Origin of the sequence: Natrinema limicola JCM 13563, assembly GCF_000337475.1 — an archaeon.
Lineage (GTDB): Archaea > Halobacteriota > Halobacteria > Halobacteriales > Natrialbaceae > Natrinema > Natrinema limicola.
This window is the reverse complement of record NZ_AOIT01000038.1, coordinates 96753-113767: the sequence shown is the minus strand read 5'-3', so window position 1 is coordinate 113767 and position 17015 is coordinate 96753. Positions and strand designations below refer to the sequence as shown.

The following is a 17015-nucleotide window of genomic DNA, read 5'->3' as shown; positions in this document are numbered from 1 at the left end:
GATGTGTATAAGAGACAGGTCCCCGAGACCTTCGTCGGCCATGAGATCACCGTCGACGTCACCGACGGCGGCGAGGTCGAACTGTGTGGAGATAGCTTTACGGTTCCGGAGGGAGACCAGACACTACCCGAGTACGTCGCCGTGTTCCTGATGGCACGCGGCCGCGCCGAGAAGGAGAAAGAATGAATCTAGACGAGTTGCGTTCGGTCCAGAGCAAGGAGCGAAAGAAAGACAGCCTTCAGAACTTGCGCCCTTCCTTCTACCAGGAGGTCGGCGAGTACATCGCCGAGCTGGAAGACGAACGCGACCGTGTCGCCGATGCGACCGACGATCCCTTTTCCTCTCCCGAAGTCGGTCGGCTGACCGACGAGATCGAGACCGCCAAAGACGTCGTCGAGGCGATCTACGAGCGTCGAATGGGAAAACTCGTCAAGCAGGCCAGCCTCGCTGCGGCCGGGATGGTCGCCGACGACGAGGGTCTGACCGCCGAAGAGGCGGACCTCTTCGACGACCTCGTCGACCGCATCAGCGCGAACAAAAGTCGGGTGCTAGACGTCCTCGAGGGCGTCGAGGAATCGCCCACCGAGAGCGGAGCCGACGCGACCGCGGCGGCTGACGAGCCCACACGCGACTCGCACCCGACCGAGCCAGCACCCGACCACCCGCCTGCGGATGATTCCCCACCTACCCCGCCAGAAGAACCACCGGCAGATATCGATCCCACTGCTAGCGAGGATCCAGCAGGAGGTGCCTCGAGCGGCGTCTCGCCCGCGGACGTCATGGGCGGAGACGGCCCGCCGATCGGTGGTGCGGACGGAGCCGATGGGGACGCGATGGCCGATTCGGCAGCGACCGACCCGGAGCAGTCAGTCGGACGCGAGGATCCAATCGACGGCGCGGACTCGAATGCTGATGCTGCCGACTCGACAGCCGCGGAATCCAACGCTCAGTCGTCTGCTGACAGCGAGGGTGCTGCTGTCGATCGGACGACCGTCAGGATTACCCGTGACATCGGCGAGATCCTCGGCGTCGACGACCGCGAGTACACGCTGACCAGCGACGACATCGTCACGCTGCCGGAGCAAAACGCCGCGCCGCTCGTCGACCGGGAGGCAGCCGAACGCCTCGAGTAACGAGTTGCGATCGCCGGCACTACTGTCGACCACCAGCCAGTGACGACGCGGTCGCGGTGTCTGGCTCGTTGCTGACAACGATCGTGTACGTGTGATGAACGGATGACGCTGCGTGGCCAATAGTGACAAATATATCTTCTTATAACGTGGCATTTTCCCAACTGTAACAAACATATTTTCCGATAGCGAACCATAACGCATACAATAGCCGTCGCTAACTCGGAGGCATGCTTGATGTCGGTGACGAGGCACCACCGTTCGAACTGCCAAACCAACACGGCGAGACAGTCAGTCACTCGGATTTCGAGGGCCAACGGCTCGTCGTCTACTTCTATCCCCGCGCCAATACGGATGGATGTACCACCGAGGCCTGTGAGTTCAACGACGTGCTCTCGACGTTTGCAGCCCGCGACGCTGCCGTTGTCGGCATCAGTGACGACCCCGTCGCCGATCTCGCCGATTTCGCGGCCGACTACGACCTCGAGTTCGATCTCCTCTCGGACGAGCTCGGCGAAGTCGCGACGCTGTACGAGTCTTACGGCGAGAAACGACTGTTCGGCAAGACCTTCGATGGCGTCTTCCGCAACACCTACGTCGTCGGTCCCGACGGCCACATCGAGGCCGTTTACGAGGACGTCTCGCCCGAGGGCCACGCAGACGAGGTGCTAGCGGAGCTCGAGCCGGTCGACGTCGCACACTGAGCGGACGCGACCGTGAGCTGACGATATCGATCGCACTGCCGCTGGTCACTCATACGGTCTGCTGTCCCGATGTCCCGGTGGGGCTGTGGGTCGCGGCCGGCCGGAACTGACTGACAGCAGTCCGTATACCCTTACTGGAAGGTCCGACCGAGCTGTTCGTCTTGGGTCGGTTCGGCCTGCTGGAATTCCTCTTCGAGTTCCTCGTAGCGCTCGCGCGTCTCGGGGGTCACGCTCGGACTGACCTCCTCGAGTGCGTGCTCGAAGTGTTCTTTGCCGACACGGACGTTGCCGATCGTGTCGTCCATCTCGTCGGGGTCGACCGAGTTGATGAACTCGCGGCTGGCGGCCATCGAGGCCTCGCGACAGACTGCTTCGATGTCAGCTCCGACGTAGCCCTCCGTCTCGCTCGCGAGCCACTCGAGGTCGACCGCGTCGGCCAGCGGTTTGCCGCGGGTGTGGACCTCGAAGATCTTCTTCCGGCCGTCCTCGTCGGGGACCGGCACGTGGACGTGACGGTCGAGTCGGCCGGGCCGGAGCAGGGCACTGTCGATCAGGTCGGGTCGGTTGGTCGTCGCAATGACGACGACGTCCTCGAGTTCCTCGAGCCCATCGAGTTCGGTCAGCAGCTGGGAGACGACGCGTTCGCCGACGCCGGAGTCACCCTGGCGCTGGCCGCGTTCGCCCGCAATCGAGTCGATCTCGTCGAAGAAGATCACGGTCGGTGCGTTCGACCGCGCCTTCTCGAAGACCTCGCGGACGCCCTTTTCGGACTCGCCGACGTACTTGTTGAGCAGTTCGGGGCCCTTGATCGAGATGAAGTTCGACTGGGCCTCGTTGGCGACGGCCTTTGCGAGCAGGGTCTTCCCGGTGCCCGGTGGACCGTACATGAGCACGCCCTTGGCGGCTTGCATGTCCAGCTGCTCGAAGACCTCGGGGTAGTCGAGTGGCCACTGGATCGTCTCGCGCAGGCGCTCTTTGGTATCGCCCAGTCCACCGACGTCGTTCCACGTGACGTCGGGGACCTCGACGAAGACCTCGCGCATCGCGGAGGGCTGGATGCCCTTGAGTGCCTCCTTGAAATCATCCTCGCCGACCTCCAGCGACTCGAGGACGTCGGCGTCGATCTCCTCGCTCTCGAGGTCGAGCTCGGGTCGGATACGCCGGAGCGCGTTCATCGCGCTTTCGCGGGCCAGACTCTCCAAGTCGGCCCCGACGAAGCCGTGGGTGTTCTCGGCGTAGTGCTCGAGATCGATGGACTCGTCTAAGGGCATCCCGCGGGTGTGGACCTGCAGGATCTCCTTGCGGCCCTCCTTGTCCGGGACGCCGATCTCGATCTCGCGGTCGAAGCGCCCGCCACGCCGAAGTGCGGGGTCGAGCGCGTCGACGCGGTTGGTCGCGCCGATGACGGTGACACGGCCCCGTTCCTCGAGGCCGTCCATCAGGCTGAGCAGCTGGGCGACGACGCGGCGTTCGACGTCACCGCCTGCCTCTTCGCGCTTGGCGGCGATCGAGTCGAGTTCGTCGATGAAGATGATCGCGGGGGCGTTCTCTTCTGCCTCCTCGAAGACCTCGCGCAGCTGCTCTTCAGACTCACCGTAGTACTTCGACATGATCTCCGGCCCGGAGATCGTCTCGAAGTGGGCGTCGATCTCGTTGGCGACGGCTTTCGCCATCAGGGTCTTCCCGGTGCCCGGCGGGCCGTGCAGGAGGACGCCCTTCGGCGGCTCGATACCGAGTTGCTGGAACAGCTCGGGATGGCGCATCGGCAGCTCGATCATCTCGCGGACCTGATCGAGTTCCTCGTCTAAGCCGCCGATGTCCTCGTAAGTGACGTTCGGGACGCCTTCGGCCGACGGGCCGCCGCCGGCGCTGACCTGTTCGGCCGGCGTCTCGGAGATCTCGATGCTCGTCGAGTCCGTGATGACGACGGTGCCCGACGGCGAGGAGCTCGCGATCTTCAGCGGCACCGACTGGCCGGAACTGGCCATCGGCCCGAACGACAGCGAGAACGGTACCGTCTGGCCCTCGGTGACGGCCTGGCCGGACAGCTTGTCGCGGACGAGCGGGCCGATGTCCCCTCGAATGCGGAGGTTCTGTGGCAGTGCAACGGTGACCGATTTGGCGGGTTTGACGTCGGCGGGTTCGACGCTGACGGTGTCGTCGATCCCGACGTCGGCCTCCTGTCGGAGACGGCCGTCGATCCGGACGATCCCGCGTCCCTCGTCTTCGGGGTAGCCGGGCCAGACGCGCGCGACGGCCTGCCCGTCACCGTTGCCCGAGATGACGATATAGTCGCCGTTCTCGAGGTCGAGTTCGTTCATCGAGACGCGGTCGATCGCAGCCAGTCCACGGCCCGCGTCTTTCTGTTTGAGTGGTTTGACGGTGAGTTTCATCGTTCGTCCTCCAGTTCGACAGTGAGCACGCCATTTTTGATAAACGTGTGCGCGTCTTCGACGCTGTCGGGAAGATCAATCTCGTACTGGTCGTCAGCGATGACGATGATGACGGTATCATCGACGACGTCGACCGAGGCCTCAGTCGCCTCGGTACCGAAGTCGACGGCCATCACCGTGGCATCGTCGTACTCGTACCGACGGGCTAACTGCCCCTCTTCGCGGGTGAATTGGTCGAGATTCATGCTTTAACTAACCCAAGGTAAGCTCTAGAGACATATAAATATTTCGCCGACAATCGCAAGACGGGAGCGAACCGCCTGAAGAGTACTCTGTTTGTGGTTCACAGCACGACGCGGCGGTTCCAGTCGACTCGACATAGCTGTTGGTGAGACAAAACTTCACTGCTGGCGAACTCCAGTGAGCGGTGGCTCGAGCCTTTATACCCGTTCCGCACGTTTCGTCGCGTATGGAAACGGTATTACACAACGGTCGGGAGACGGCGTACGAGGTCGTCGACCGAGGCGGTGATGGGCCGCCTCTCTGTTTCGTTCACGGGAGTGGGGGGTCACACGCGGTCTGGAACGGCCAGCACGCACTCGCCGATCGCTATCCGATCGTCACGCTCGATCTAAGCGGCCACGGTGACTCGGACGATGTCGATGCGAGCGCCGGCTATACGGCACTGTCGGCATACGCCGACGACGTACTGGCTGTCGTCGACGAGACCGATGCGTCGGTCCTCGTCGGGAACTCGCTCGGCGGTGCGATCGTCTTACAGATCTTGCTCGAGCGAGAGTTCGATCCTGCGGCGACTGTGCTGACCGGAACGGGTGCTCGTCTCGGTGTGCTCGAGGACCTGCTGACGTGGCTGAAATCCGACTTCGAACGGGCCGTCGAATTCCTCCACGGTTCGGATCGGCTCTTTCACGATCCCGACCCGAAACTGCTCGAGCGATCGATGGAGCAGATGTACGACACCGGACAAGAGATTACAAAACGGGACTTCCTAACGAGCCACGAGTTCGACGTTCGCGGGCGACTCGACGAGATCGACACCCCATCGCTTGCCGTGTACGGTGAGTACGACCAGTTGACACCGCCATGGTTCCACGAGTACCTCGCCGACGAAATCGACGAGGGCGAACTCGCCGAGATAGACGACGCGGCACATTTGGCGATGGCCGAACAGCCGGCAGCGTTCAACGAGACCATCGACGAGTTTCTGACCGCACACGTCGACTATAGTAGCCACTGAACGTCACTGCACACCCGAGCGCACGACGGGAGCGCGGTTCGGAGCGCACACCGCGAGCGAGAATCGCGGACTGTGCAATCGGTGTGTAAATCGTTACAGCAGACCGTATCAGTTGTTACTATAGCTGGTGGGAAACGGGACACGGAACGGGGGCACGCGGCGTCCGCTGTGCCACGGACGAAGGTCACCCGTCCCGCTCCGCGAGCTACCGCTGTTCCTCGAGGGAGACGAACGAATCGGCGGTCGCGGTGATCCACTGTGTCGAGGCTGCGTTTGTATCAGGGTTCTGTGGGAACATCGTACAGACTGCGACGTCGTCCCGTTCGATAGTAATGTGCTGGAGCCGCGACGTGTGCTCGGTGGTCGATTCGGGCGTCACCCCCATCGATGAGTCGTTCATGGGTATGATCCTCGCGTTGTAGGTTCGTCTCCACTGTCCGAACATATAACCACTGCCCCTATATCGATACCACTCCTATATGCTATATAATCTCGTATTATTATGTCGGCAATCTCAGGACGGTGGCCGCCGCGTTCAGTAGAGGTCCTCGAGGTCGGCCTCTTCGTGACTGTGTTCTTCGGCAGGGAACTCGCCGGACTCGACGGCCGAGACGTAGTCGTCGACGGCCGATTCCATCTCCGCGCGGACGTTCCCGAACTGTTTCGAAAACGAGGGGGCCCACTCGCTCAGGCCGACGACATCGTCGACGACGAGTACCTGCCCGTCACAGTCCGGCCCGGCACCGATCCCGATCGTCGGAATCTCGAGAGCCTGTGTCACGTCGGCCGCGAGGTTCGCAGGGACGTGTTCTAAAACGAGTGAGAACGCACCGGCGTCCGCGTGGGCCTTGGCTAGCTCGAGAATGCGTTCGGCGGCTTTCTGGTCGGTTCCCTGTCGCGGATAGCCGCCGTACTGGTTGACGTGCTGGGGTGTCAGTCCGAGGTGGGCCATCACGGGAATGCCAACCTGGACCAGTTTCTCGGTCAACTCGACGGTGTGGGGACCACACTCGAGTTTGACTGCCTGGGCGTCGGCCTCTTTCAACATTCGTCCGGCGTTCTCGATGCTGGCTGCCTCGTCGACGCCAATCGAGAGGAAGGGCATGTCGGCGACGACGAGCGCATCGTCGGTCGCACGCGCGACCGCGGCGGTGTGGCGAGCCATGTCGTCGACGGTGACCGGCAGCGTCGTCTCGTAGCCCAGACTCGTGTTGCCGAGGCTGTCGCCGACGAGGATGATATCGGTGCCGGCCTCGTCGATGATCGCCGCCGTCGGCGCGTCGTAGGCCGTCAACATCGTGATCGGCTCGTCGCCCGCCTTCGTTTTGAGATCCCGCACGGTAGGCATACCCATAGGTTCGTGTCCGATGATTAAACGTCGTTGTTCTCGCGTCGGCGTCGCGTGGGCCACACCCGCGGCGCTTAAGAGGACCGGGTTTCCATACTCGAGCGTGCCTGAACGCGTCGAAACGACCACTCCAGACGGCGTCGACTACGGCTGGGTCATGCAGACGACCTTCGTTATCACGATCTTGATTGGCGCGCCGATCGTCGTTGCGATCTCGACGACCGCAACCCTGCCGACGTGGACCGACCGCGCCGAGTTCGCGATCCGGGTCGGGGCCCCCGTCTGGCTTGTCACGTCGCTCATCGTGTTTGCCTACGCGAAACGAAAGCAGACGTAGTCGACCTGAATACTCGACCTGCCCCTCATACGGGCTTCTGTCAGTGGGTGCCGGTGGGATCGCAGGGCGATCGCGATCCCACCGGGGAACTCGTGACAGCAGACCGCCTCACACGCCCGATGGACCCGCACCGACGTATTCGAAGTCGACGCCTGCTCGTTCTGCGGTCCGCTGGTCCCGCGCGGAGTCGCCGACGAAGAGCGCTCGGTCAGGATCGGCGTCGAGTCGGCGGACGGTCGCGAGCAACGGTTCTGGGTCCGGCTTCCACGTCGCGACCGTATCACGGCCGACCACGGCATCGACCGCCGGCGTGAGCGCGTGTTCCTCGAGTGCGATTCGACAGGCCTGCTCGCAGTTGAGCGAACAGACACCCGCCGGCAGCGACCGCTCGAGAAGCTCGTCCGCGTGGGCGAGTCTGGTCGACGTTCGCGCCCCGTCGTGTTCGTGGGCCGCGATGGCGGACTCGACGTCTGTTGCCAGCCCGACGTCGCTGGCCGCCTCGAGCATTCCCCAGAGCCCGTCGCCCGGCGGCTCGACGTCCGCACGGTGATAGGTCTCACGAACGTCGACGGCGACGGCGTCCCAGTCGACATCGAGCTCGACGAGCGTTCCGTCCAGGTCGTAGACGACGGCGTCGTATCCAGTCACGAACGACAGTAGGCACGGGAGGTGAATATACTGTTCGCCGACAGCCGTCTAATTCAGTCCCTCGAGGTCCAGTTCTTGGAGTTGCTCGCGCATCTCTTGTGCGGGCTCGTCATCTTTGAGCCGCAGCGGACTCCGCAACGGGCCGGCGTCGAAGTCGCGCATCCGGAGCGCGGTCTTGACGCCGGACATATACGCGCCGCCGATCTTCAGCGCATCCCGAACCTGGAAGATCGTACTCTGGAGGTCACGCGCGCGATCCTCGTCGCCCGCGTCGTAGGCTTCATAGCAGTCGACGACGAGTTCCGGAAAGACGTTCGCGACGGCGCTGACCGCGCCCGAACAGCCGACTTCGAGTCCAGTAAAGACCAGCGAGTCCGAGCCGGCGAGGAAGGTCAGCTCGGGAGTGGCGTCGACTGCCTGAGCGAGCCACGGCACGTCCTTGCTCGAGTCTTTGACGCCGGCGACGCCGTCGAGGTCCGCGAGGGCGGCGAGCGTCTCGAGAGACAGTTCGTTGCCGGTCTTGCTGGGAATGTGGTAGATGTAGACCGGGACGGAGACGGCCTCGGCGACCCGCCGGTAGTGCTCTATGGTCCCCTCGTGGTCCAGTGGGTAGTAGTACGGCGTGACGACGACGATCCCGTCCGCGCCGACGGAGTCGGCGTGTTCGGCGTGGGCGACGGTCCGGTAGGTACTCGGTGCGCCGACGCCGACGATAACCGGGACTTCGTCGCCGACTTCGTCGACGACGGCCTCGACGACCCGGTCGCGTTCCGGCCCCGAAAGCAGCGGAAACTCGCCGTTCGTTCCGAGCGGAAAGACACCGTGAGCGCCGCGGTCGACGACGAATCGGGCGTGGGCAGCCGTCCCCTCGTAGTCGACGGATTCGTCGGCGTCGAACGCGGTGACAGTCGGTGGCACGACGCCGTGCAGTGACAGCGGATCGGCAGCGCCGGGATCGTGGTGTGACATACCGCCCTCTCCGTCGAGCACGGCCAAAAAACGCCCGCCGGCTATTCCATTCGCCGTTAGTCCGGCGTCGCCATCTCGCTTGCCGACTCGTCTATCTGTTCGCCCGCGAGGACGCGATTCGCTCGTCGCAGCCGCTCGGAGAGCGCCTGATGGGAGATGTCGAGTTCGTTCGCGAGTTCCTCGAGCGAGATCTCACGCGGCACGTCGTAGTAGCCCTGCCGATAGGCTTCGGCGATCGCCTCCTGTTGGGGCTCGGTCAGCGCCGCCGTCGTCTCGAACTGCTCGTCCTGCCCGGCTTCGACCATGCGTCTGACGTCGATACTGACGCCGTGGTCTTCGATCGCTGTGACGGCCGCTGCCAGCTCCTCACGATGGGGAAAGAGCAACCGGAGCGTCCACTGCTCGTCGCGGACGTATGCGTCGAGGACCGTCCCGTCATGGTTGTAGACACGCCGACAGACCGACGCAGCGGTCTCGGCGTACTTGAGCCGGTAGAACAGGTCGCCATCGGCGGTGCGCTCGAGCAACTGCCGATACTCGGCGACGGTTGGGTCCGACTCGAGGGCCGACTCGAGGTCGTCGGGATCGACGTTCGAGAACCAGACGAGCGGGGCGGTCCGGGTCGGCCCCTCCGCGACGACGCTTTCGACGCGAAGCTCGAGGGCCGGTCGGTGGTCGACGGTCTGTGCGAGTGCGAACTCGGCCGTCGAAAGCGAGAGTTCTGCGATCGTCGTCATCAGTCACACACCTCTGAGCGGTGTCGAAGCGGTCGCCGAACGACGCCGTTGTTACGGTCGCGCTGGGACAATAGAGGGCTCGAATCGAATTGATGGACCGGCCTTTGTGTGCCGGCAGTTTAAGAAGCACGTCACGGTTCGTGACAGTCCTCAGGCCGTTATGACTACTTCCACGACTGTTGTCGTGGGCGTTCTCCTCGAATCTGTGTTAAACGGGGATGCGACGATCGCAAGCAGCGTCGTCGCTACCCGAGGCGAGCCAGTCGATTCAGTGCGTACACCGTCCGGAGCACGTCGACGCTTTTCCCGCGGTCGAAGACGAGCTCGTCCGTCTCGAGGACGTGCTGGAGGGTGTCCTGCGAAGCGTGTTCCGGAGCGGCCGCAATGCCGGCGTCGTTCTCCGCCACCCACTTCATTACGCGGAGATCGCTCTTGGAGTCGCCCATTACGAGCGCGAACGGGTCGTCGACCCCGAGGACGTCCAGTGCGCGCTCGACGCCGACGACCTTGTTCAACTCGAGGCTGCCGATTTCGGCCGCGTCGGCCTCGTAGTAGGCGACGTCGATCCGCTCTAAGACGGCCGTGAGCGCGTCGGGCACCGTGTCGGCGTCGAGGTCGGGGTAGGAACCCTCGCTCTCGAGGACCGCCCTGAGCTCGGGGTCCTGTGCGGCGTAGAAGGCGCGGGTCCAGTCGGTGATCGTCTCGTCGTCGAGCGCCGACTCGCCGTCGCCGTTCTCGAGGGTGTCCCCGACGGCGTCGGCGAGCAGATCGATGAGATAGACCAGGGCCTCGTCGATGATCTCGCGGGCGTCCGCCGAGCCGGTCTCGTAGTTGGGCTTCATCGTGACGTTGAACTCGTTGCCCTGCAGGTGACAGCCCCGGCGGAGCTCCTCGGGCGCTTCGGGCAGCACGCGCGATCGGACCTCGTCGAAGACGGTTCGGATCTCCTCCTCTAAGTCCTCGTAAAGCAGCTGTTTCGTGTCCGCACCGTGGCCTGGCGTGAACACGCCCGTCCCCGCCTCGTAGACGATCGAGAGGTCTCCCGAGTGGACGATCTCACTGCCCAGTCCCTGGATCGCAAATCCCTTGACGTTCTCTAAGGTCTGGCCCGTACAGATGACGATCGGGACGCCGGTCTCGTGGAACTCGGTCAGCAGGTGCAGCGTCTCGCGGGGGATTTCGTTGTCGGTCCCGCCCGCAGAGCGCAACGTCTCGTCGACGTCGAGGACGAGGACGTTGACCGCCCGGTCGTACTTCGCCTCGAGATCGAGCGCAGTGAAGGCCTGATCGCGGGTCGCGCGGGCGGCGATCTCCGCGAACGTCTCGCCGGCCGCAAACGACGACCGGATCTCGTCTTTGCGCTCCTCGAGTTCCTCGGTCGCGCCCTGCCAGTGCTCGAGGGCGACTCGAGAGTCGACGGCCGGGAAGACGTCGACGAACTCCTGGAACTCCCGTAAGGTCTTCGTGTCGTACTCGTCGTAGAGCTGGTAGACGAGATCGTATCGCTCCATGGAGGCTACAGGCATGGGCAGTCGGATAATCGTTTCCGCTGGCGGTCGCGTCGGGACGCTGAATCGGCGCTCGTCCATGCCTGACTGTCAGGATCGTCCATACTTCATCAATTAACTCGAGTGGGAATAAATATTTATCCTCACGGTTCCTACTGTGTGTGTATGAAAGCCATCGCAGTCCAGCCCGGAGCGGGCGTCCCCGACGTCGTCGAGCGGCCCGTTCCAGAACCAGCCCCCGGCGAGGCGCTCGTGCGGATCCACCGCGTGGGTGTCGACGGAACCGATTACGAGGTCATCGAGGGGAGCCACGGCGGGGCCCCCGAGGGCGACGACCGGCTCGTCCTCGGCCACGAGGCCGTCGGCGTCGTCGACGACCCGAACGACACCGGACTCGAGGCAGGCCAGTACGTCGTTCCGACGGTTCGCCGGCCACCGCCGGGGACCGAGACCAACGAGTATTTCGAGCGCGGCGAGCCCGACATGGCTCCCGAGGGCGCGTACGTCGAACGCGGGATCGTCGGCGCACACGGGTTCATGGCCGAGTACATCACGAGCCCGGCTGAATTTCTGGTTCCGGTCCCGGCCGACCTCGCTCCGTGGGGTTTTCTCGTCGAACCGCTTAGTATTACAGAAAAGGCGCTCGAGCACGCCCGCGCGAGCCGGTCGGCCTTCGACTGGCAACCTAACGCCGCCCTCGTCCTCGGCACCGGCTCGCTGGGACTGTTGACCGTTGCGATGGTCGCGGCGGCGGACGACTTCGATCGGGTCTACTGTCTCGGCCGGAAAGACCGGCCACATCCGGTGATCGACATCATCGAGCGACTCGGCGCGACCTATATTGACTCTCGGGAGACGCCGGTCGACGAGATCCCAACCGCCTACGAGCCGATGGATCTCGTCTACGAGGCCACCGGCTACGCCAAACATGCATTCGAGTCCATCGACGCACTCGCCCCCAACGGCGTCGCCGCCCTGCTTGGCGTTCCCGGCGACTGGACGTTCGAGGTCGACGGCGGCCACCTGCATCGCGAACTCGTGCTTCACAACAAGGCCGTCGTCGGCACCGTCAACTCCAACCGCAGCCACTTCGAGGCCGCCATCGACACGCTCTCAGACCTTCCTGACTGGGTCCTCGAGGGGATCGTGACCGGTATCTACGGTCTCGAGTCAGTCGATCAGGCGTTCCCACACGCGACGGCACACGCCGCGACTGCCGATGACGAGTCGGCAGGAACCCCGGATGACGACACGACTATAAAAACAGCGGTCGAATTCACGGCTATATGAAAAACGTCGACGACCTCATCGAGAGCGCGGCTGAGCTCGCGGCTCGCGGGCTCTCGAAAGGCGAAATTGCGGACGAACTGAACGTCTCGCGTGAGACCGCAAGCTGGCTCGTCGAACGCAGCGGCACGACACCCCAGCAGACCGAGGAGCCGGCCCAGCCGCCGGCAAACGGCGTAAGTGGCCCACAGGACATCCACGTCGATTGGTCGGCAATCGGCCGGGACAGCAAGCGGATGAACCACATCGCCTCGGCGATGGCCGATATGCTGGCCAAACACGGGGAAGACGTCGACCTGACGATCGGCATCGAAAAGGCCGGCGGCCCCATCGCGACGCTGGTCGCGCGCGAACTCGAGACCGATCTCGGCACCTACACCCCGGCGAAACACCAGTGGGAGGAAGGCGACATCGAGGAACTCGGCGGCACGTTTAGCCGAAATTTCGCCGGCATCCGCGACCGCGAGTGTTACATCGTCGACGACATCGTCACCAGCGGCACCACCATGCGCGAGACCATCGAGGCCATCCGCGCCGAAGGCGGGAAACCGCTCGCCTGTGTCGTCCTCGCCGACAAACAGGGCGTCGAAGAGCTCGAGGGCGTCCCCGTCTACTCGCTGTTGCAGGTCATCAGCGTCGGCAAAGACGACTAGTCCGCCGGGTTCGACAATCGGCCACTGTGACGATGATCGACGGCGCGGCCGCTCCAATCGGAGTGGCGTGATAAAATCGGAAGTGGAGACGACGCTCGGCTAGCCGTGAATACCCATCGCTTCGATCTGTTCTTGATACCGATTCCGGATCGTCACCTCGGTCACCTGTGCGACATCGGCGACCTCACGCTGGGTCTTCTTCTCGTTGCACAGCAGCGATGCAGCGTAGATCGCAGCCGCGGCGTAGCCCGTTGGTGACTTGCCCGACAGCAACCCTTCCTCGGCCGTCTTCTCGATGATCTCGTTGGCCTTGGTCTGGACCTCTTCGGACAGTTCGAGTTCAGAACAGAAGCGAGGGACGTATTTTTTCGGGTCGACGGGACGCATCTCGAGGCCGAGTTCCTGCGAGATGTATCGATACGTGCGACCGATCTCTTTGCGTTCGACGCGGGAGACTTCCGAGATTTCCTCTAAGCTTCGCGGGATTCCTTCTTTGCGACAGGCAGCATACAGCGCCGACGTCGCGACGCCTTCGATCGAGCGCCCGCGGATGAGGTCTTCTTTGAGCGCGCGTCGATAGATGACCGACGCGACCTCGCGGACCGAGCGTGGCACCCCCAGTGCGGAGGCCATCCGGTCGATTTCACTGAGCGCGAACTGGAGATTGCGCTCGCCGGCGTCTTTGGTTCGAATCCGTTCCTGCCATTTGCGCAGCCGGTGCATCTGGCTGCGCTTTTTCGAGGAGATCGAGCGGCCGTAGGCGTCCTTGTCTTTCCAGTCGATGGTCGTCGTCAGCCCCTTGTCGTGCATCGTCTGGGTCGTCGGCGCGCCGACGCGGGACTTTTCCTGCCGTTCCTGGTGATTGAACGCCCGCCACTCCGGGCCGGGGTCGATCTGTTCCTCCTCCACGACGAGCCCACAGTCTTCACAGATGAGCTCTCCCCGGTCGGAGTCCTTGACGAGATTGTCCGATTCACACTCGGGGCAGGCACGTACCCCTTCCTGATCCTCGGTCTCGTCCGTCTCGCGCGTTCGCTCCCGCTGGCGGGTGGACCGTGTCATCGCACTTTTATAGTAGTATCACCACAGTATATAAATGTTTGGTAGGGATTTTCTTAGTCTGACCCGTACTGCCCGAAAACAGACAGTACAAGCGTTTATGGGCAGGGTTTACGATTCGGAACCGGAAAACCTTTATCCCATTCTGGCCGATTCCGGACACGAATGCCGGTTATCGAATGTGACGTCGAGACGGCCCGCGAGCGACTCGAGGACGCAGGTGTTTCTGTCGAGTCTGGTAACACGGACCACGAGCGCTGGCGAGCCAGCCGGGGTGGAGCGACGGCCGTCGCCTACGACGACAAGATCGTGATTCAGGGATCGGATCCGCGAGACCTCGAGGCCCTGATCCGCGAGGGCGGTGGGCGCGCTCACGTCTATTTCGACGGCGGCTCACGAGGCAATCCTGGTCCGGCCGCGATCGGCTGGGTGATCGTCACGGGCGATGGCATCGTCGCTGAAGGCGGCGAGACGATCGGGACGGCGACGAACAACCAAGCCGAGTACGAGGCCCTGATCGCCGGGCTCGAGGCCGCCCGCGACTACGGCTACGACGAGGTCCACGTTCGCGGCGACTCCGAGCTCATCGTCAAGCAGGTCCGCGGCGAGTACGACACCAACAACCCCGACCTCCGGGAAAAGCGCGTGACCGTCCACGAACTGCTGGCCGCGTTCGATGAGTGGACCCTCGAGTACGTCCCGCGAGACGTCAACGAGCGCGCGGACGGGCTCGTCAACGAGGCACTGGATCAGGCCTAACGCCGACCGCTCAGACTGACGGACGACACGGCTGGACCGGCAAGCGGAAAACCGCTCGCGTTCGTACGTGCACCTATGAGCGATCCGAACGCGATAGATGTCGATGGAGAGAGTGACACGGGCACGACCGACGACGCTGAACTCCCTCGCGGCGTCGTCGACGAAGCCGAACGACTGACTCGGCTGACGCGCAACGCGGTCGACGACAACGAGGCCGCGGCCTACGAACAGCGGCGCGACGACCTCCTCGAGGAACACGATTTCACCTCGCGCATCCGCGACGATGACGGCGATGACGTCCTCGTCCTCCACCCCGAGGAGTGGCACGAGGACGGTGTCATCCGGACCGACCGCATCGAAGACATCGACCGCGCGGTCGAAATCCCGCTCGAGGGGACGGGCGATCCGGACGAGTGGGACGACGTCGACGCCCATAACCGCGACCTCGCCGCGACGGTCAGGGACACCCACGGTGACGTTCACGGCGATAACGCGGCAATCCTGGCCGATTTCGCGGGCAACCACTACGCGAAGGCGATCGAATCACTGACGGGTGACGAGCTCGCGGAGTTTCGCACGGACTACTTCGTCAGGAACGCCTGGCCATCGGACGACCAACAGGAAGTGATCGAGGAATCGATCGAACTGATCTTCGAGACTGCTGACGAGCGAGTCCCGAACTACCAGTTCTAGTAGCTGTTTTCGACGATGTCGCGGATCTCGTCGGCGCGGTCGTCGCCCGTGACGACCTTCGAGCTGTCTCTTATACACATCTCTNAGAGATGTGTATAAGAGACAGACCAGTCCCAGGTCGACGAGTTCGTCGAGGTTAGGGTAGAGCCGTCCGTGGTTTACTTCCGTCCCGTAGTAGTCCTCGAGTTCGCGCTTGATCGCGAGGCCGTACATCGGCTCCTTCGCGAGGATGACGAGGATGTTGTTCTGGAAGGCGGTGAGTTCGCGTGCAATACTCTGTTCGCCGGTGATTGATTGTGCCTCTGACATACTTGTGCAATTGTCACCAGACTATTTAAGACTTGTCAACTATCACTTCGTATCAGCCGATCCGACACCCGATGACCGACCGATACGAGGCCGAAGACGGGTGTAACGGGCCTTCGTGGTGTCTGTCGAGTATCTGGCAACCGTCACTCGAATACTGACAGTCGATTACGAAAGTACTTTTTGATCGACTACAGATGTTCCGATACATGGTCAACCTCTGGGAAGACCTCGAGACTGGACCGAACGCACCCGAAGAGATCTACGCCGTCGTGGAATGTCTCAAAGGCGAGCGAAACAAATACGAGTACGACAAGGACGTGCCGGGCGTCGTCCTCGACCGCGTGCTCCACAGCAACGTCCACTATCCGAGCGACTACGGCTTCATCCCGCAGTCCTATTACGACGACGAGGACCCCTTCGACGTGCTCGTTCTCGTCGAGGACCAGACGTTCCCCGGCTGTGTCATCGAAGCCCGTCCCGTCGCGCTGATGAAGATGGACGACGACGGCGAGCAGGACGACAAGGTCATCGCCGTCCCGAGTGAGGACCCACGTTACGATCACATTCAGGATCTCGACGACATCCCACAGCAGCAACTCGACGAGATCGACGAGTTCTTCGAGACCTACAAGAACTTAGAGGAAGGCAAGGAAGTCGAGACGCAGGGCTGGGAGGACAAGCAGGCTGCCTACGACGCGATCGAACACGCCCAGGACCTCTACGAAGAGAACTTCCAGTAACGACCGCGACCGGTCGTTTTTCGTTTCTGTCGTCGGCTCCACCGGCTGATTCCCCAGAGTTATCGCCGGCCGGTTGCCGGATGCGTTATGAGCATGGGTAATTTTATGCCCGTCTCGCCCGTACATCTCACTGTATGGCAGCATCCAACCCCGCCCCACGTTCGGGATCGTCAGCCGACGACGCAGCCACGTCTGGCGTCGGTATGGCTCACCTCACGGTCGTCCCGACCAACTTCGAGCCAGCAGACTCGAGCGACCGCGACGAGTAACCTGCCGCGCCACGTCCGAGGCCGCAGACGCCCCATCGTCCCCGCTCCGCTTTCGTTACCGCCGGTGGGGTCTCGTCGGTCTGTCCGGCAGTATGAGCATCCCCGTACGGACGGTCCCATCCGGCCTGCAGTCGGCGACCGTCGAACCGACGGCTTCCGTCGCAGGTATTCGCAAAACACTGTTCCGAAACGAACCTTCTTGTACCCGGTCGAA

Annotated in this window: 19 protein-coding genes and 2 pseudogenes; 11 read left to right on the top strand and 10 right to left on the bottom strand. The window is 63.1% G+C overall.

The window, feature by feature from the left end; translation table 11 throughout:
* The 3 genes and pseudogenes from C476_RS11075 to bcp all read left to right on the top strand — a co-directional run.
* A pseudogene (locus C476_RS11075) lies at positions 1-186 on the top strand (DNA primase small subunit PriS); the annotation flags it as partial.
* A complete protein-coding gene (locus tag C476_RS11070; RefSeq protein ID WP_008012867.1) occupies positions 183-1133 on the top strand; it encodes a DNA replication complex subunit Gins51 in 951 nt (316 codons plus the stop codon). The pseudogene C476_RS11075 and the gene C476_RS11070, both read left to right, overlap by 4 nt.
* A gap of 227 nt (positions 1134-1360) precedes the next feature.
* Positions 1361-1834, top strand: coding sequence for a thioredoxin-dependent thiol peroxidase (gene bcp / locus C476_RS11065; RefSeq protein WP_008012865.1), 474 nt, complete (start codon positions 1361-1363; stop codon positions 1832-1834).
* Positions 1835-1965: 131 nt separating this feature from the next.
* On the opposite strand, the gene C476_RS11060 is transcribed toward bcp, so the two are convergent.
* Both C476_RS11060 and C476_RS11055 read right to left on the bottom strand, forming a co-directional pair.
* Positions 1966-4227 carry a CDC48 family AAA ATPase gene (locus tag C476_RS11060; protein WP_008012864.1) on the bottom strand — a complete coding sequence of 754 codons (2262 nt, stop codon included), beginning with the start codon at positions 4225-4227 and terminating at the stop codon, positions 1966-1968.
* On the bottom strand, positions 4224-4472 hold the full coding sequence (locus C476_RS11055; protein ID WP_008012861.1) for a DUF7127 family protein: 249 nt from the start codon (positions 4470-4472) through the stop codon (positions 4224-4226). Before C476_RS11055 ends, C476_RS11060 begins: the two co-directional genes overlap by 4 nt.
* Positions 4473-4696: 224 nt before the next feature.
* Between C476_RS11055 and C476_RS11050 the strand changes: the two genes are divergently transcribed.
* A complete protein-coding gene (locus C476_RS11050; RefSeq protein WP_008012860.1) occupies positions 4697-5485 on the top strand; it encodes an alpha/beta fold hydrolase in 789 nt (262 codons plus the stop codon).
* Positions 5486-5690: 205 nt separating this feature from the next.
* On the opposite strand, the gene C476_RS11045 is transcribed toward C476_RS11050, so the two are convergent.
* Positions 5691-5885, bottom strand: coding sequence for a DUF7511 domain-containing protein (locus C476_RS11045; RefSeq protein ID WP_049911755.1), 195 nt, complete (start codon positions 5883-5885; stop codon positions 5691-5693).
* 135 nt (positions 5886-6020) lie between these two features.
* A complete protein-coding gene (panB, locus tag C476_RS11040) occupies positions 6021-6833 on the bottom strand; it encodes a 3-methyl-2-oxobutanoate hydroxymethyltransferase (protein ID WP_008012856.1) in 813 nt (270 codons plus the stop codon).
* A 103-nt stretch (positions 6834-6936) separates the two neighbouring features.
* Between panB and C476_RS11035 the strand changes: the two genes are divergently transcribed.
* Complete coding sequence (locus tag C476_RS11035; RefSeq protein ID WP_008012854.1) at positions 6937-7170, top strand: DUF5822 domain-containing protein; 234 nt, start codon at positions 6937-6939, stop codon at positions 7168-7170.
* A 108-nt stretch (positions 7171-7278) separates the two neighbouring features.
* On the opposite strand, the gene C476_RS11030 is transcribed toward C476_RS11035, so the two are convergent.
* The 4 genes from C476_RS11030 to C476_RS11015 all read right to left on the bottom strand — a co-directional run bounded on the left by C476_RS11030 (position 7279) and on the right by C476_RS11015 (position 11035).
* Positions 7279-7818, bottom strand: a complete 540-nt coding sequence (locus C476_RS11030) for an HAD family hydrolase (protein ID WP_008012852.1) — start codon at positions 7816-7818, stop codon at positions 7279-7281.
* Between the two features lie 48 nt (positions 7819-7866).
* Positions 7867-8787: a dihydrodipicolinate synthase family protein gene (locus tag C476_RS11025; protein WP_008012851.1), complete on the bottom strand. Its 921-nt coding sequence runs from the start codon at positions 8785-8787 to the stop codon at positions 7867-7869.
* Between the two features lie 56 nt (positions 8788-8843).
* A complete protein-coding gene (locus C476_RS11020) occupies positions 8844-9524 on the bottom strand; it encodes a helix-turn-helix domain-containing protein (RefSeq protein ID WP_008012849.1) in 681 nt (226 codons plus the stop codon).
* A gap of 245 nt (positions 9525-9769) precedes the next feature.
* Positions 9770-11035 carry an HAD family hydrolase gene (locus C476_RS11015; protein WP_008012847.1) on the bottom strand — a complete coding sequence of 422 codons (1266 nt, stop codon included), beginning with the start codon at positions 11033-11035 and terminating at the stop codon, positions 9770-9772.
* A 162-nt stretch (positions 11036-11197) separates the two neighbouring features.
* Here C476_RS11015 and C476_RS11010 point away from each other — a divergent pair, with 162 nt between their 5' ends.
* Together C476_RS11010 and gfcR are read left to right on the top strand one after the other, a co-directional pair.
* A complete protein-coding gene (locus C476_RS11010) occupies positions 11198-12322 on the top strand; it encodes a glucose 1-dehydrogenase (RefSeq protein ID WP_008012846.1) in 1125 nt (374 codons plus the stop codon).
* Positions 12319-12972: a transcriptional regulator GfcR gene (gene gfcR / locus C476_RS11005; protein ID WP_008012844.1), complete on the top strand. Its 654-nt coding sequence runs from the start codon at positions 12319-12321 to the stop codon at positions 12970-12972. The genes C476_RS11010 and gfcR overlap by 4 nt, the downstream gene beginning before the upstream one ends.
* Positions 12973-13071: 99 nt before the next feature.
* Here gfcR and C476_RS11000 read toward each other — a convergent pair whose 3' ends face one another.
* Positions 13072-14034: a transcription initiation factor IIB gene (locus C476_RS11000; protein WP_006184711.1), complete on the bottom strand. Its 963-nt coding sequence runs from the start codon at positions 14032-14034 to the stop codon at positions 13072-13074.
* Between the two features lie 162 nt (positions 14035-14196).
* On the opposite strand from C476_RS11000, the gene rnhA reads away from it, so the two are divergent.
* Complete coding sequence (rnhA, locus tag C476_RS10995; RefSeq protein ID WP_008012831.1) at positions 14197-14790, top strand: ribonuclease HI; 594 nt, start codon at positions 14197-14199, stop codon at positions 14788-14790.
* A 75-nt stretch (positions 14791-14865) separates the two neighbouring features.
* On the top strand, positions 14866-15483 hold the full coding sequence (locus tag C476_RS10990; RefSeq protein WP_049911751.1) for a DUF7108 family protein: 618 nt from the start codon (positions 14866-14868) through the stop codon (positions 15481-15483).
* Positions 15484-15588: 105 nt separating this feature from the next.
* On the opposite strand, the pseudogene C476_RS10985 reads toward C476_RS10990, so the two are convergent.
* Positions 15589-15792 (bottom strand): annotated as a pseudogene (locus C476_RS10985) (PadR family transcriptional regulator); the annotation flags it as partial.
* 206 nt (positions 15793-15998) lie between these two features.
* On the opposite strand from C476_RS10985, the gene C476_RS10980 reads away from it, so the two are divergent.
* Together C476_RS10980 and C476_RS19670 are read left to right on the top strand one after the other, a co-directional pair.
* Positions 15999-16532 (top strand): inorganic diphosphatase, encoded by a 534-nt coding sequence (locus C476_RS10980; protein WP_008012826.1) that lies wholly within the window; start codon positions 15999-16001, stop codon positions 16530-16532.
* A 134-nt stretch (positions 16533-16666) separates the two neighbouring features.
* Positions 16667-16801, top strand: coding sequence for a hypothetical protein (locus C476_RS19670; protein WP_262488506.1), 135 nt, complete (start codon positions 16667-16669; stop codon positions 16799-16801).
* Positions 16802-17015 lie beyond the last annotated feature (214 nt).

Coding starts and splice junctions, on each gene's coding strand:
- C476_RS11060 (WP_008012864.1), bottom strand. CDS start 4,227: ATGAAACTCACCGTCAAACCACTCAAACAGAAAGACGCGGGCCGTGGA.
- rnhA (WP_008012831.1), top strand. CDS start 14,197: ATGCCGGTTATCGAATGTGACGTCGAGACGGCCCGCGAGCGACTCGAG.
- C476_RS10990 (WP_049911751.1), top strand. CDS start 14,866: ATGAGCGATCCGAACGCGATAGATGTCGATGGAGAGAGTGACACGGGC.
- C476_RS11050 (WP_008012860.1), top strand. CDS start 4,697: ATGGAAACGGTATTACACAACGGTCGGGAGACGGCGTACGAGGTCGTC.
- C476_RS11045 (WP_049911755.1), bottom strand. CDS start 5,885: ATGAACGACTCATCGATGGGGGTGACGCCCGAATCGACCACCGAGCAC.
- C476_RS10980 (WP_008012826.1), top strand. CDS start 15,999: ATGGTCAACCTCTGGGAAGACCTCGAGACTGGACCGAACGCACCCGAA.
- C476_RS11055 (WP_008012861.1), bottom strand. CDS start 4,472: ATGAATCTCGACCAATTCACCCGCGAAGAGGGGCAGTTAGCCCGTCGG.
- C476_RS11000 (WP_006184711.1), bottom strand. CDS start 14,034: ATGACACGGTCCACCCGCCAGCGGGAGCGAACGCGCGAGACGGACGAG.
- C476_RS19670 (WP_262488506.1), top strand. CDS start 16,667: ATGGCAGCATCCAACCCCGCCCCACGTTCGGGATCGTCAGCCGACGAC.
- C476_RS11015 (WP_008012847.1), bottom strand. CDS start 11,035: ATGGAGCGATACGATCTCGTCTACCAGCTCTACGACGAGTACGACACG.
- C476_RS11070 (WP_008012867.1), top strand. CDS start 183: ATGAATCTAGACGAGTTGCGTTCGGTCCAGAGCAAGGAGCGAAAGAAA.
- panB (WP_008012856.1), bottom strand. CDS start 6,833: ATGCCTACCGTGCGGGATCTCAAAACGAAGGCGGGCGACGAGCCGATC.
- bcp (WP_008012865.1), top strand. CDS start 1,361: ATGCTTGATGTCGGTGACGAGGCACCACCGTTCGAACTGCCAAACCAA.
- gfcR (WP_008012844.1), top strand. CDS start 12,319: ATGAAAAACGTCGACGACCTCATCGAGAGCGCGGCTGAGCTCGCGGCT.
- C476_RS11025 (WP_008012851.1), bottom strand. CDS start 8,787: ATGTCACACCACGATCCCGGCGCTGCCGATCCGCTGTCACTGCACGGC.
- C476_RS11020 (WP_008012849.1), bottom strand. CDS start 9,524: ATGACGACGATCGCAGAACTCTCGCTTTCGACGGCCGAGTTCGCACTC.
- C476_RS11010 (WP_008012846.1), top strand. CDS start 11,198: ATGAAAGCCATCGCAGTCCAGCCCGGAGCGGGCGTCCCCGACGTCGTC.